The organism is Psychrobacter sp. APC 3426 (genome assembly GCF_030408035.1).
Taxonomy (GTDB): domain Bacteria; phylum Pseudomonadota; class Gammaproteobacteria; order Pseudomonadales; family Moraxellaceae; genus Psychrobacter.
The window spans coordinates 1-13,922 of record NZ_JASDCF010000012.1 but is presented as its reverse complement, the minus strand read 5'-3'; the positions used below and the strand labels follow the sequence as shown (position 1 = coordinate 13,922).

General features: G+C 43.3%; 14 protein-coding genes. 11 read left to right on the top strand and 3 right to left on the bottom strand.

Features of this window, described 5'->3' with window-relative positions:
• Nucleotides 1-196 precede the first annotated feature (196 nt).
• Nucleotides 197-1,423 carry a nicotinate phosphoribosyltransferase gene (gene pncB / locus QL919_RS07815; protein ID WP_290188996.1) on the top strand — a complete coding sequence of 409 codons (1,227 nt, stop codon included), beginning with the start codon at nt 197-199 and terminating at the stop codon, nt 1,421-1,423.
• 7 nt (nt 1,424-1,430) lie between these two features.
• On the opposite strand, the gene xseB is transcribed toward pncB, so the two are convergent.
• From xseB to QL919_RS07800, 3 genes are all read right to left on the bottom strand, one after another.
• Nucleotides 1,431-1,679: an exodeoxyribonuclease VII small subunit gene (gene xseB / locus QL919_RS07810; protein WP_290188995.1), complete on the bottom strand. Its 249-nt coding sequence runs from the start codon at nt 1,677-1,679 to the stop codon at nt 1,431-1,433.
• 77 nt (nt 1,680-1,756) lie between these two features.
• Entirely contained in the window at nt 1,757-3,301 is a 1,545-nt protein-coding gene (gene xseA / locus QL919_RS07805; protein WP_290188994.1) for an exodeoxyribonuclease VII large subunit, read from the bottom strand.
• Nucleotides 3,302-3,480: 179 nt separating this feature from the next.
• Entirely contained in the window at nt 3,481-3,849 is a 369-nt protein-coding gene (locus QL919_RS07800; RefSeq protein WP_290188993.1) for a hypothetical protein, read from the bottom strand.
• Nucleotides 3,850-4,248: 399 nt separating this feature from the next.
• Here QL919_RS07800 and QL919_RS07795 point away from each other — a divergent pair, with 399 nt between their 5' ends.
• The 10 genes from QL919_RS07795 (at nt 4,249) to QL919_RS07750 (ending at nt 13,567) form a co-directional block, all read left to right on the top strand.
• Nucleotides 4,249-4,908: an alpha/beta fold hydrolase gene (locus QL919_RS07795; protein ID WP_290188992.1), complete on the top strand. Its 660-nt coding sequence runs from the start codon at nt 4,249-4,251 to the stop codon at nt 4,906-4,908.
• Nucleotides 4,909-5,056: 148 nt separating this feature from the next.
• A complete protein-coding gene (gene zapE, locus QL919_RS07790; protein ID WP_290188991.1) occupies nt 5,057-6,157 on the top strand; it encodes a cell division protein ZapE in 1,101 nt (366 codons plus the stop codon).
• Between the two features lie 142 nt (nt 6,158-6,299).
• Nucleotides 6,300-6,944, top strand: a complete 645-nt coding sequence (locus QL919_RS07785) for a nitroreductase (protein ID WP_290188990.1) — start codon at nt 6,300-6,302, stop codon at nt 6,942-6,944.
• Between the two features lie 148 nt (nt 6,945-7,092).
• Entirely contained in the window at nt 7,093-8,382 is a 1,290-nt protein-coding gene (locus QL919_RS07780) for an NAD(P)H-dependent glycerol-3-phosphate dehydrogenase (protein ID WP_290188989.1), read from the top strand.
• Between the two features lie 83 nt (nt 8,383-8,465).
• A complete protein-coding gene (locus tag QL919_RS07775; RefSeq protein ID WP_290188988.1) occupies nt 8,466-8,924 on the top strand; it encodes a phosphoglycerate mutase family protein in 459 nt (152 codons plus the stop codon).
• A gap of 109 nt (nt 8,925-9,033) precedes the next feature.
• On the top strand, nt 9,034-10,326 hold the full coding sequence (gspL, locus tag QL919_RS07770) for a type II secretion system protein GspL (RefSeq protein WP_290188987.1): 1,293 nt from the start codon (nt 9,034-9,036) through the stop codon (nt 10,324-10,326).
• A gap of 56 nt (nt 10,327-10,382) precedes the next feature.
• Nucleotides 10,383-10,952: a type II secretion system protein GspM gene (gene gspM / locus QL919_RS07765; RefSeq protein ID WP_290188986.1), complete on the top strand. Its 570-nt coding sequence runs from the start codon at nt 10,383-10,385 to the stop codon at nt 10,950-10,952.
• Nucleotides 10,953-11,096: 144 nt separating this feature from the next.
• Nucleotides 11,097-11,690 (top strand): hypothetical protein, encoded by a 594-nt coding sequence (locus tag QL919_RS07760; protein ID WP_290188985.1) that lies wholly within the window; start codon nt 11,097-11,099, stop codon nt 11,688-11,690.
• 215 nt (nt 11,691-11,905) lie between these two features.
• Nucleotides 11,906-12,940 (top strand): quinone-dependent dihydroorotate dehydrogenase, encoded by a 1,035-nt coding sequence (locus QL919_RS07755; RefSeq protein WP_290188984.1) that lies wholly within the window; start codon nt 11,906-11,908, stop codon nt 12,938-12,940.
• 129 nt (nt 12,941-13,069) lie between these two features.
• Nucleotides 13,070-13,567, top strand: a complete 498-nt coding sequence (locus tag QL919_RS07750) for a CvpA family protein (RefSeq protein WP_290188983.1) — start codon at nt 13,070-13,072, stop codon at nt 13,565-13,567.
• The last annotated feature ends 355 nt before the right edge of the window (nt 13,568-13,922 follow it).

Genomic DNA, 13,922 nt, shown 5'->3' with positions numbered 1-13,922 from the left:
CATATAAAGCTTTAGTAAGCGTAGTGATTTTGCTGCAATTAATAGCGAATTCTGAAAAAAACAACAAACTTCGTTATACTTAACTTTTATTGATGACTCACGCTGAGTAAGCGTTGTAAGCTTATCGCCCTTATATTATGTCGCCTTTCGTGTTGGTGACGTTTATTTCTTATTTTTGCGTTTTTAAGGCCATAGTATGACCGTTACCTATGCACCTATTATTACCTCGTTACTCGATAACGATTTGTATAAATTTACGATGTTACAAGCCATGTTGCATCAGTTTCCGCAGACGCATGGCGTTTATCGCTTTCGCTGCCGCAATAATAAAGACACGGCCTATCCGTTAGCCGATATCAAAGAGTCATTAGAGCATCAACTAGATAGCTTGTGTGAGTTACGATTTTTAGAAGATGAATTGGAATATTTGCGTGGTTTGCGCTTTATTCGTTCAGACTTCATTGATTATCTGGAATTGTTTAAGCTGAAGCGTCGCTTTATCACTGTCAGTACCGATGGCAAAGGCCGTTTATGTATCGATATCGAAGGGCCTATGATTCAGGCGATGTTCTTCGAAGTTTTTGTCTTGGCGATAGTGAATGAGCTATATTTCAATGCCTTATCAGATCCTAGTGTCATTGAAGAAGGACAACGTAGACTGGACGCAAAGGTTGCGTTGTTGCATCAATACGCAGAGGAACAAGCAAAGGATAACCATGACACGCCACCTTTTATCGTCGCTGATTTTGGTACTCGTAGACGTTTTAGTAAAGTTTGGCAAGCTCATGTGGTTGAGACCTTGCACAAAGCTGAACCAAATATCGTTAGCGGCACATCAAATGTTTATTTGGCAAAAAAGCTAGGAATGACACCAATAGGGACAATGGCGCATGAGTTTATGCAAGCGTTTCAGGCTTTGGATGTGCGCTTACGTGACTCACAAAAAGCCGCCCTTGAAGCTTGGGTGCATGAGTATCGTGGCGATTTGGGCATTGCGCTGACAGATGTCGTTGGGATGGATGCGTTCTTACGTGACTTTGATTTATATTTTGCCAAGCTATTTGACGGCCTGCGTCATGATAGCGGCGACCCGTATATCTGGGGTGATAAGGCGATTGCTCATTATAAAAAGCTAAAAATAGATCCTAAGACTAAGATTCTCACCTTTAGTGACGGTTTGAATCTAGAGAATGCTTGGGAGTTGCATCAATATTTTAAAAATCAGATAAAAACTAGTTTTGGTATTGGCACCAATCTCACCAATGATATGGGTATCACCCCGATAAATATCGTCCTCAAACTGGTTGAGTGCAATGGGCAGCCAGTCGCTAAATTGTCTGACAGCCCAGGCAAGACCATGATCAATAATGATACCTATCTTGCCTATCTACGCCAAGTCTTTGAGGTTGATGAGCCTGAGTAGAGCTGAATTAGCTGTCACTATTATCTGTGTTATCTTCTTCTTCAGCAAACGCCGCATCTAGTGCTTGTTGCACGGCATTGATACGGGTTTCGCAAACGCGATAAGCGGCGATTGACTCTTCAACCGTTGTCATTAGATTATCAATGTCTGGCTCATCTTGTTGCTGTAGTTCAGCTGCATTGTTTTTTAGAATATCGTAAGCCGCCTTAAAGGTTTTTGGGGCGGCTTTTTTGCGTCGGCGAGTAGGGGTAGTCATAAGTTATTCCTGATTTCTTGTAATGGTCTAAGTAGATAACATGGTTTGAGTAAGTAAATAATTATTAAAAAACTATTTTATGATTCGATGGGCGTCTCAGCAGATTCTGTCATCTTGTTATTAGTTTTAATATCAATAATCTGCGCTTTTGCTTTACCATCTTTTAAGACAATATGTACCGTTTGCTCGGGATAAAGCTGCGTACTGCTGGTCAGTATTTGCTTGTCTTTTGCATCAGTAAGCATGGTATAGCCTTGCTTGAGCACACGAGAAGGGCGATGCAATAGTACAATATCACGTAGATGCTCGCTGTTACGCTGTGCTTGTATGACGTGTTGCTGAGCACTTTGCATAACAGTTTTTTGATAGTCTTGGCTATAAATAGCAGCGATTGCTAATTGCTGATAAGCAGAGGATTGGGTCTGCGCGCGCAGATCGCTTGTTAACCTTGCTGCTTGCTTAACTTGGCGCTGTGCGCTTTGCTGAATGCTACGCCACGCATAATCACTGTCTTTTTGCAGTGCGGTTAGCTGACCAGTCGTTTGCGATTGTATTTGGCTTAACTGGCGTGACGTTTGTTGCTCAGCCATATTCAACTGCCGTTGAGCAGCTTGTTTGATTTGTGCTTGGTATTGCAGCGTCTGAGTGACTAGCTGGGCTAAATGCGCCATGATAGCTGCAATCACTTTAGATGGCGTATCAAAGCTAGTATGCGCGACCTCATCTAAGATAACTTTATCCCGCTCGTGACCAATGCCAACCCACACAGGGATAGGTTGCTCAGCGACTAGGGCGGCGAGTTCATAGTCATTGAGATAAGCCAAATCACCTACCGCACCACCACCGCGAATAATCACTAACAAATCTGGCAACCGCTGATAAGTATCTTGGAATTGCTGTTGGGCGCTGACGATTGCTTGACGGATTTCGCTCGGGGCGTGATTGCCTTGAAAAGTGGCATTATGATAATGAAAATGACAAGCACCTGTACTGGCTAAACGATCCGCATCGGCTTGGAAGTCGCCCAATCCGGCAGCTTTTTCAGGGGCGACGACCAGCACGTGTTCGATATCAAATGGGGTAGGCAACTGCTGGTTCAGGTGTAATAATCCTTCACCCGTTAAACGGTCGACCATCTCGGCATATTGACGCGCCAAGTCTCCCAGCGTATAGCTGGGGTCAATATCTTCAATGGTGAGCGAAAAGCCATATTGCGCATGAAAACCTGCCGATACTTTGAGGAGTACCGTTAGATCACGGTCAAGTGGCATACCAGTTGCTCGTTCAAACTTCGCTAAGACGCGCGCGGCTTTAAAGCGCCAGAGGTTACCACGACAGCTGGCAACGACTTTGCCATCGTCATCTTTTTCTGCCAATTCAAAGTAATAATGTCCACCTTTGCTAGACAGATTACGAATTTCTGCTTTTACCCATACACGGTGATCAAAAGTTTGCTTGATAACCATCTCAACCGCTGACAAGTAGTCACTTAAACGCAGGACAGTGTCTTCTAGTTCTAGACTATTCTCCTGCTCAGCAAGTTCGGCCTCTAGAGTCGCTAAATCTTTTGCAGGCGCTAAGACCTTAGTTTGTTTGACGTTTGAGAGATTGGGTTTGCGCATGATATGAGACCAATAATATGAGACGAAAGATGATTAAGTAGTAATGGGCATTAGATAGGGTAGTTTACCCCAAAAGCGCACGCACAAAAAGAGAAGCCAACAAGCCTGCGATTCATATATTATTATTCTCGCAGACTTATTGGCTAAATACTAAATAGTAATCGTTTTATCACATGGGCTTATTGACAACGAAAGTTGATTTTATACTCATAGTCATCGCTACGTGACAAGTCCGGTGAGCCAGTACCAAAGATTGAGCCGATAACCGCACCAGCTTGTCCAACCATACGGCCAGTACGCTCATCTAAAATACCGTTATAGGTGACTTTGTCGTCGACGATAATAACTTGCTTGCTTCGGCACGTTTTTTGCGCACTGTCTATCGCATTTTGCTGAGCTTTTACTTTTGTGTCTGCAATACCAGTCGTCTCATAAGTAGAGTTGGCGCGCTGGATAACGGGAGATGAAGGCGTACTTTGACAAGCGCTCAAAGCGAGAGCAGCAGCAAAAGTAGCCGTTAAAGTTGCGGTTTTATTAAAACTAATCATAAAGTATTCCTCAAATTAAAAGTTGAGCATTTTAAGTATAATTGGCACGGACATCTTATCAGATACCAATTAACAAACAGTATGAATCTAACCTATTCGCCTCTTAAGTGTCTAGGCAGTAATTGTGTTTGGTATTGCGCTTATATTACACAGCACGATTGATATAAATAACAATGAATAAATAAAGGTAAAGTGCTACCTGTTTTATTTGATAGAAGTGTTTGACTAAGTTGTTTAGTAGCCATGTATAGCAATATCTGGTAATCATATTTGGCTTGGTTCTTACCATAGCACTCAGCTAAAAAAGCTCTATTCATCATCAGCACACAGCAAATCACTTGAAATATAAACCATATCTAGGATAATTAGACCATTCATTCTTAATTAGTAAGTAATTATATGCAATTGATTCCTGCTCCTGCTGGCGTGCTCGAAGTTGATGCGCTCTGGCAACAAGACAATCCTCACGATTCAAATACCGATACAGTGGCGCTACTTTGCCATCCTAATCCTTTATTCGATGGCACGATGAATAATAAAGTGGTCACGACTATGTACCGCTTTGCCCGTGACAACGGCATGCACGTGGTGCGCTTTAACTTCCGCGGAGTCGGGCAGTCAACTGGTGAGCATGATTATGCGGATGGTGAAGTAGTAGACGCAATGACCGTGCTACAATGGATTGCAGAACAAACCAATGCACGCAAACTATGGCTGGGTGGTTTCTCATTTGGTGGTTATGTCACGGCGCGTGTCGCTGAGCAAGTGCTAGAAGCCCCTCATATCTGGGGGCTAAATGATTTCGAAATTACTAAAATCGCTCTTATCGCACCTTCAGTTGAGAAAAACGACACCGATGATTTACATTTGCCAGCTGAAAAAACCTTTGAGATTTATGGTAACGCTGATAATGTCATTGACCCTGAGAGCATGCAGGCATTTGCCGAACGCTTAGGCATTGCTGTCAGTGTTGTAGATGGCGCAGGGCATTTTTTTCACGGACGCCTATCTGAGCTCAAGGGCTTATTAGAAGAGCACAGCTTTGGTAGTAGTGCATAGATATAGTAATACATAGATTTTACCTAAATAGCTTTTATTTATCAGTATTACTATTAATGATCGCTATGTATCAGTTTTCGCCATGATGTGGTGAGGTATAGTTCGAGAATTACTTTATTATTTATTTTGTCTAATGATGAGTCGTATTATGAGTTTATCTCCATTGCAACGTTACGAGCAAGCCGTCAGTACAGATGAGTTTACTCGAGATGAGCAGCAGTTTAAGGCTATGAGCTATCTTGATGAGATACATCATCAGCTCGTTAATAGTGTGGAACAAAAGAAGGGCTTTTTTAGCTTTTTAAAATCTAAGCCCGCTGCGCCAAAAGGTCTGTATATGTGGGGCGGTGTTGGCCGTGGTAAGACATGGATGATGGACATGTTTTACGACTCTTTGACCATCGAGCGTAAGATGCGCCTGCATTTTCATCACTTTATGCAGCGTGTGCATCAAGAGTTAAATAATCTACAAGGTCAGAGTGACCCATTAGAAAAAGTTGCTGATATCATCTATGCAGAAGCCGTCATTATCTGCTTTGATGAGTTTTTTGTCTCTAACGTTTCTGATGCGATGATTTTAGGTGATTTGTTCACCATGCTGTTTAATCGAGGCATTACGTTGGTCGCGACTTCCAACATTGAGCCGTCAGGACTGTATAAAGATGGTTTGCATCGCGACCGATTCCTGCCAGCTATCGCAGAAGTTGAGCGCCATACGACGGTGATGAATATTGATTCTGGTATCGACTATCGCTTGCGTGTATTGCAGCAAGCAGAGCTATACGAATCACCATTAACAAAGGCCAATCACCATTGGCTAGCCAACCGTTTTGCCAGCTTATCTAATAATCAAAAAATCAGTAATGAGCCGATTACTATTAATGGTCGTGAAATCAAAATAAATGCTCGCACCGAAGATATCTTATTCTGCGATTTTCGTCATTTATGTATGGAGCCACGTTCAGCCTCGGACTTCATCGAAATCGCGAAGCAATTCAGTACGGTATTGGTCAATGCAGTGCCAGCACTAGATGATGACTTGCGTGATCCAACGCGTCGATTTATTTATTTGGTCGATGAGTTCTATGATCGCCGCGTTAAGCTCTTGGTACGCGCAGAGCAGTCGATTTTAGAATTGTATCAAGGGCAAAAGCTGGCATTTGAGATTGAACGCACACGCTCACGCTTGCTAGAAATGCAATCAGAAGATTACTTGCGCATGGAGCACCGTGTCGACGATGCAGCATAGCCAATAGCCTTTACCGCCACCTGCGAAAACAGCCTGTATTTTTAGACTGACAGTTTAAGAGTGATGGCTGTTTTCTGTGATAAATTGGCGCATCAAATAAATAGTACTTGCATCATTAAATAAGAATAGCCTAGGAGCGGCAATGACAACCCCTGATAAAAATGATAAAAAATTGTCCACTAAGGATATAACAGCTGATAATATGCCAATCACCAGCGATGAGATGATAGGCTGGATACAATCACGGCGCAGCATGGGTAACTTGGACGTTCCAGCACCGAGTCATGCTCAGATTAAAGCGGCGATTGAGTGTGCTGCAACAGCACCAGATCATAAGAAGCTTCGTCCGTGGCGCTTTATCGTCACAGAAGGCGACGCTCGTCATGATTTAGGGCGCGCGCTCGTTGATGCTGCAAAAGCAAAGGCATTGAATGATGGAGAAGTGCTGTCTGATAAAACGATTGAAAAAACCCATACTTTGCCATTACGTGCTCCTGTTATTATAACGGCTGTTACTCAAATGCAAGAACACGAAAAAGTTCCACATTTTGAGCAAATGCTAAGCACAGGTGCGGCGGTACAAAATCTGATTTTGGCCTTAAAAGCCCAAGGTTTTAGTACTGTCTGGCGCACGGGACTACTCTGTAACGAGCCTGCGGTAAAAGCATATTTCGGCGTTGGAGCAGATGATTATGTCACGGCTTTTGTTTATACTGGCACCAGTGCTATAGATGAGCCTGCGCGCAAACCCATCGATATCGAGCCGTTAATACGTTTTGAGTCTTGATATGCAGGTGGTTTTTAAAATCGTTTTAAAATTGATTACCTAAAAAAGCGGTTGCTTACGACAGTGATGTCTTGAATAGACAGTGTGCTTTAGTATCTCACTATGAGCGTTATATTAATAATAAGTCAGTCAATACGGATAAAAGAACATGACAAGCCCTAATAGTAGTCACAAAGATACCAACGATAATAATGAGTCAGATGAGAATACGCCTGAAAAGCAAAACAGTCTGCTATCAGGCATCATCGAACGCGCCACCAAGGCAGGCATCGCTCGTAAGAAGCTTAATCCAAGTGCGGTCGAGTCAGCAGTTGCTAAAAACATGGCGGATATTCATAGCAATCCCACCAAGCTGCGTTTGGCATTTTTAGGCGGTGGTAGTTTTGGTACAGCGATGGCTAACCTAGCCGCGCGCAATGGCTGCGATACCACACTATGGGTGCGCAATAAGCGTACTGTCAAAGCCATGGCAAAAACTCAAACCAACAAAAAATACTTACCAGGTTACAAGCTTGATGATAGGTTGAAGTATAGCCATGATTTAGAATCAGCTGTAAAAGATAAAGATATTGTTTTTATTGCCGTACCTGGTCTGGCATTTCGTGAAACGCTAAAGAATATTGCACCATTTATCAGCGGTCAGTCTATTGTGTCACTGACTAAGGGTATGGAGAAAGATACCTTTGCCATGATGAGCGATATTATTAAAGACGTTTTGCCAGAAGTAAACTTCGGTGTGATGTCAGGGCCAAATCTTGCCATCGAGATTATGAAGAACATGCCGTCTGCTACTGTCATTGCTAGTAAGTCTGAGCCACTGCGTCATGCGGTACAAGCTGCGCTACATAGTGCGTTCTTTAGAGTATTTGCCAGTGATGATATTCGCGGTGTAGAGCTTGGCGGTGCGCTAAAAAATATCTATGCGATTGCTATGGGAATGGCTGCAGCTTATGATGTGGGCGAAAACACCAAAGCAATGATATTAACGCGTGCATTGGCAGAGATGAGCCGCTTCGGTGTCGAAGAGGGCGCAAATCCACTAACGTTCCTAGGGCTGTCTGGGGTTGGTGATTTATATGCCACTTGTAATTCAGAATTGAGTCGTAACTATCGTATTGGCAACATGCTCGGTCGTGGAATGAGTATTGACGCCGCAGTAAAGAAACTTGGTCAAACGGCTGAAGGCGTTAATACCATTCAGCAAGTACACGAAAAAGCGACCCGAGAGGGTATCTACATGCCCATTACGCATGCGCTTTATGCTGTCATTTACGAAGATAAAGCGGCATTAGGTGTTGCGCTACATCTGATGGAAGCAGGCTTCCGCAGTGATGTCGAATTTGTCATGGCTCATGACCATAGTAATGCCTCGCTGACTGCCCAAATGAAAACATCAAGCGACAGCACTGATAACGATAGTAATACCGACAATAAATAAAGTCGGTACTGTCGGTTCAATAATGCAGTAAGTAAGATCAGGTTCTTTTTGGTTAATGGCAGTAGAGTGTCCCAAGGAAGGTTATGAAAATTATATTAGTACGTCATGGTCAAGCAGAAAATGAGACGCGTCCAGACAGCGCACGCAGGCTGACTGATTTTGGTCAACAGCAGGCAGCGCAAACCGCAGACTATTTAATGACTCACTATCAGCCTGATCGCTTTATTGTTAGTCCTTACGATAGAGCGCAGCAGACACTAGCATCATTTCAATCGCGCGCGCCCAAAGTTCCATTAACGGTACAGGACAATATTACGCCGTCTGATGATGCCCGTCAGGCATTGATAGATATTGGCAATATTGAAGGAGATTGTCTGGTGGTGGTGTGTCATATGTCAATCGTCGCACATATCGCTGGTCTATTAACGGGTGACTATCCTGAGTCATTCTCTCTAGCAGAGGCTAGGGTGTTTGAAATGGAGTTTGTGATGGCAGGTATGGCAAATGAGGTTGACCGTTTTGTACCTGAGCAACCATACTAAATACGATGAGTATTAAGGTTAAGATGTATTGATAATCCATTTCAATTTGCTCTGATAACAGCTTCAACGACCACTTTTAAAACAGCTTTCATAATTAAGGACACGCTTAGTGTTACATGTTTGGTTACGAGCGCAGCATAGCCCATTGGCTGTTTGGCACGAAGATATCCAGCGCTGGCAAACGGTCGATGGCTGGCAACAGCTACAAGACATCTATGCAGGCTATAAAGGCAATGCGCAAAAGAATGTCTGTCTGTATATTCCCTCTAGTCATGTACTACAAGTAGATACTGAGCTTACGACCACTCAGCTTAAACAGCTCGGTAATAGTGGCAAGCAATATCTGTTTGAAGAAACCTCTTTGACGCCTGTTGAGCAACTGGCGATTCGGCAAATCACTCATGCTGACACCCATCAGTTGTATGCAGTGGCGCAAAGCGATATCGATTCATGGCAGCAGAGTGCCAAACTGGCTGGCATGACTATCGCCGCCTTGGTGCCTGATTTTTTACTGTTGCCAACGCCAGAAGAAGGCGCAGGTCAGCAAGTGACCCTGTATCAGGATAAGCACACGATGCTGCTACGCCAGTCATTGCATCAAGGCATGGCTGTGAGCTATTTGCCACTGATTTTTGAGCGCTTTCCACATTTAAGTGAGGTGAGTATATTGCCACCCATTGATGCTTATGACGCAACTGATAGCAATATTAATTTGCAAAAAGCATCAATACCAAGTGCTTCAACTCAAGACATATCAACACAGAGTCACTTTATGGCGCAAACAGCAGCGCTTATTGCTGATCACCAGTTACTATTAACAACGTTACCCAACACGCCAAAACCTCTCGAATATCCTGAGCGTCATGCGCTCAACTTTTTTACTAAGTCAACAGATTCACAATTGTCACCGTACTTACGGGTGGCGATGATGGTAGCGTTATCGGCATTGGTATTGCAGATAGCAACAGATGGCGTGCAATGGTACCAATACCAAGAGGCAACAACGGCGACCAAAACCGAGATAGCGACTCAGTACCAGTCTTGGTTTGCCGATGAGCCACTCAGTAGCCGTACTAAGCTACAAGTACAACTCCAGCCCAAGCTACGTAGTGATAGCCAAGCACCGGCCTCTCATATGGCTGCATTGGCTCGGATATCACCTTTAATCAAACAGTCTTCATTGCACGCACAATCCTTAGCAATGCAACCATCGACGCTCAGCTTTACCTTGATCGCACCTGACCGCAGTAGCTTAGATCAATTTACCAATACTCTGGCCGCACAAGGTTTAAATGCGAAGTTAGAGCAAGTAAATGGTAACGAGCAAGGGCAGTTCAGTGGTCAAGTGACCGTTAATGTCGTAGAGAATAGCGGTACGCAAGCAGCGGTGGCACAATCATAATCTATTCGCCATTTCAGTCGTGGCAACAAAGGTAAGAAAGGGTAAAAAGGTCAAACATGAAGCGATTACAGCGCCGCGGCAAAAGCACCACAGCCAACCCTGAGAGCAGCACTGCAACCGCTGTGTTGTCACAACGTTTGAGTGCTTACCAAAATATACTATATTCGCGCTGGCAGGCATTGTCACCGCGAGACCAGTTGGCATTGGCAGTATTGTCTCTATTTTTATTACTGTTTATTGGTGGTTACGGTGGTTATAGCATGCACCAAGCGGCAAACAAGAGTAAGGATGACTATCACGCCCAAGTGGCTGATTATTTTTGGTTACGTGCACAAGCCGGGAACATTGATAGTAATGTCATGAATGCGGCCAACACAACAGATGGCTCGGCTTCGTTGTCACCTGCGACTAGCGTCAATGAGCTATTAACCAATTCAGGAATTGTAAATGCGCAAGTTGTGGCGACGGGTGAAGCCATACAACTAAGCTTTAATAATGCCAGTCAAGCCGTGGTCAGTGCGGCATTGGGTAAGCTTGAGCAGCAGGGCTGGCAGTTCACACAGCTATCTATACAGCAAGACTTAACGGACAAATCTATTGAAGTTCAAGCAACCATTGTTTCATAAGGTTAGAGCCTGTTGAACATATAAAATATCCTCAATATTTGGCTTGTGAGGTATAGCTTCATTATCATCTTATTGAAAAACAGCTTAATCGGCACAATTAAATAACTATTCGTGATTGTTAATGATGGCCAGCTATGGATGTTTATGATGAATCAATCTTCTGATCGCAAAACTGATGAGCCGATACGTCAGCAGACGAACGCCGCTGATGATAAGGGCTATAATAATTACAAAGAGCCAGTCAGTACGTCATTTGATGAGGGCGGATATGGCCACAACATCTCTCACTCCGAAACATCCAACAATGCTATTGCCCAGCGAGGACAGAGCACTATGATGAGTAACGCCAAGCGCCGTTCTTTAATTACTTATAACCATATTACTTATTTTTTATATGTGGTGAGCTATTTTACCGCTGGGCTGCTTTGGATTGTGCCCATTGTGATGAACTATGCGAAGCGACATGATGCTGATGGCTCATGGCTCGCTACCCATTTTGATTGGCAAATTAAGACGTTTTGGTACAGTATTGTCTGGTTTGTAATCGGTGTTATTATCATAACGTTTGCTTTAGGTGGCTTTGGGGTCAGTATGTTGGCCGACAGTGGTAACATTGCTATTGGTTCGGTATTGTTGGCGGGCTTTGGTTTATTGATTATGATATTTACCTTTATCTGGCACCTTTATCGTATCGTCCGTGGTTGGATAGCACTAACTGATGGTCGCCCTGTGCCTTAGAATATACCTTAGCACGGCTTCCTTTTTTATTTATGATACGTCCAAGATTAAGACAGTCGTTCAACCATAGTTTCTATATGCAGACGGCTGTTTCAACCTTGAAATTTCCCACATGAAACTTTGCTCTTATTTCTGTTAAGCTGATATAATCGCAGCGCTTAAACTCATTCGTACTTCTCATTCACTATTTCTTTTGAGCAGGGTCTGCCATTACTATGTCTTATGCCTTACTTCGCCCTTTTTTATTCAAGATGGATCCCGAACACGCCCATGAAATGACTTTATCATTATTAGATAAAGCACATAAAGCGCGTGCTTTAGGTTTAGTGTATGGTCAATCAATGCAGCCAACAGACTGTATGGGATTGCAGTTCTCAAATCCCGTGGGTTTGGCTGCTGGATTGGATAAAAATGGTGATTATATCGATGCATTAGCCGAGCTTGGTTTTGGCTTTATAGAGGTTGGCACAGTCACGCCAAGGCCACAGATAGGCAATGATAAGCCAAGATTATTCAGAATAAAGCAAGCCGATGCCATTATTAACCGTATGGGTTTTAATAACCAAGGTGTGGATTATCTGATAGAAAACGTAAAGCGCTGCAAATACAAAGGCAATATTGGCATTAATATTGGTAAAAATGCCGACACGCCAGTAGAACAAGCGGCCGATGATTATGTTTATTGCCTAGAGCGTGTTTATCCGCACGCTTCTTATATCACGGTCAATATCTCTTCACCTAACACCAAAAACTTGCGTGACTTACAGAGTGGTGAAGCACTCACTCAATTGATGGATACGATTAAAAACCGTCATAGCCAATTGGCGACTGAATATGGTTTTTATGTCCCTTTGGTGCTAAAAGTTGCCCCTGATTTAGAGCCGCTTCAAGTAGATTATATCTCACAACAATTGATAGATTTTGAGATTGATGGTCTGATTGCGACCAATACTACTTTGAGTCGTGTCGGTGTAGAAGACTTGCCTGATGGCGACCAAATGGGTGGTCTATCTGGTCGACCTGTCAGCCACATTAGTACTCAGATTTTGCAACAGTTTTCTGATCAGTTGGGTGATAAAGTAGCTTTGATAGGTGTTGGTGGTATCGACAGTGGTGCCAAAGCGGTCAAAAAAATTGAAGCAGGTGCAGACATGGTACAGCTCTATACTGGTCTGATTTATCGTGGCCCTGGGTTGGTACAGTCTTGTATCCAAGCAATCGGTGGCTACTATGATGCGATGGAAGGCTAAGACACTTGAAGCAAGATAGTAGCAAACTGAGCTGCACTGTTTGATATATATAAATAACGTTGTTGTAAATCCTGAATAAAACATTTAACGAACATCTGAACACAATCAATTAGGCATGAGGCATAAAACATGAGTGGTCTAGATATTGTGATTGCTATTGTCGTCTTGATTGGCTTATGGCGCGGCTTTCAAGTTGGTCTGATTAAGACGGCAGTTGGCTTAGTCGGCTGGTTTATTGCGCTTATTGCGGCGACGCGGTTGGCAGGTTCGATTGCCCCTCAATTATCAGGTATCGTACAAAACCCTGTATTACAGATGGCAATGGCATTCTTATTGGTCGTGATTGCTATCTTAGCCATTATGCATTTGGTGGCTTTTGTTTTCTCAGGTGTGCTGAAAACCTTACGCTTGGGCGTGGTGGATAAAATGGCGGGCGGTGTACTGGGTGCTGCCAAAAACGTACTGATGGTTTTGGTTGTTCTTAGCGTTAGTGCGCCGTTGTTGGTGCAAATGCCACAGTGGCAGACCTCTGTGCTTGCACCTGAACTACTGCCTTATGCGCCAATGGGTAAAGCCTTGGTCTCGGATATGTTAGGTATGGCTTGGGATCAGGTGAATCAGTCCTAGTTTTTTTGTCTTTAAGTTTGGCTTTTGGCATTTAGTTTTAAGGATTATTTTTACTTTGGTTTACCGAATCGATTCTTAGACAGTTTATAATAGAGCCTTTGTAATCTCACCTTGAAAAAATAACATTTGATAGCAATTAGTGAGCATAAATAACGCTGGTTAAGTGCTCTGAATGAGCGCTTGATGGCTCATTGATTTGATATTTAAAAGTTTTTTAGCGTTTTAACATTTCAGCGCAGAAATCCCCTACTTCTAAAGTAGTGGGATGAATGCGTTATTGATAACTACCCTTACTCCCTATGGTATTATAATTAATAATTACAACGCCAATTAACAACAAGCTCCTTATGACCAA

Bases quoted from the DNA above. Each gene is read 5' to 3' on its own strand.
- gspM (WP_290188986.1), top strand. From the start codon at position 10,383: ATGAAGCGATTACAGCGCCGCGGCAAAAGCACCACAGCCAACCCTGAG.
- QL919_RS07785 (WP_290188990.1), top strand. From the start codon at position 6,300: ATGACAACCCCTGATAAAAATGATAAAAAATTGTCCACTAAGGATATA.
- zapE (WP_290188991.1), top strand. From the start codon at position 5,057: ATGAGTTTATCTCCATTGCAACGTTACGAGCAAGCCGTCAGTACAGAT.
- QL919_RS07795 (WP_290188992.1), top strand. From the start codon at position 4,249: ATGCAATTGATTCCTGCTCCTGCTGGCGTGCTCGAAGTTGATGCGCTC.
- QL919_RS07775 (WP_290188988.1), top strand. From the start codon at position 8,466: ATGAAAATTATATTAGTACGTCATGGTCAAGCAGAAAATGAGACGCGT.
- QL919_RS07750 (WP_290188983.1), top strand. From the start codon at position 13,070: ATGAGTGGTCTAGATATTGTGATTGCTATTGTCGTCTTGATTGGCTTA.
- xseB (WP_290188995.1), bottom strand. From the start codon at position 1,679: ATGACTACCCCTACTCGCCGACGCAAAAAAGCCGCCCCAAAAACCTTT.
- QL919_RS07760 (WP_290188985.1), top strand. From the start codon at position 11,097: ATGATGAATCAATCTTCTGATCGCAAAACTGATGAGCCGATACGTCAG.
- QL919_RS07780 (WP_290188989.1), top strand. From the start codon at position 7,093: ATGACAAGCCCTAATAGTAGTCACAAAGATACCAACGATAATAATGAG.
- pncB (WP_290188996.1), top strand. From the start codon at position 197: ATGACCGTTACCTATGCACCTATTATTACCTCGTTACTCGATAACGAT.
- QL919_RS07755 (WP_290188984.1), top strand. From the start codon at position 11,906: ATGTCTTATGCCTTACTTCGCCCTTTTTTATTCAAGATGGATCCCGAA.
- xseA (WP_290188994.1), bottom strand. From the start codon at position 3,301: ATGCGCAAACCCAATCTCTCAAACGTCAAACAAACTAAGGTCTTAGCG.
- QL919_RS07800 (WP_290188993.1), bottom strand. From the start codon at position 3,849: ATGATTAGTTTTAATAAAACCGCAACTTTAACGGCTACTTTTGCTGCT.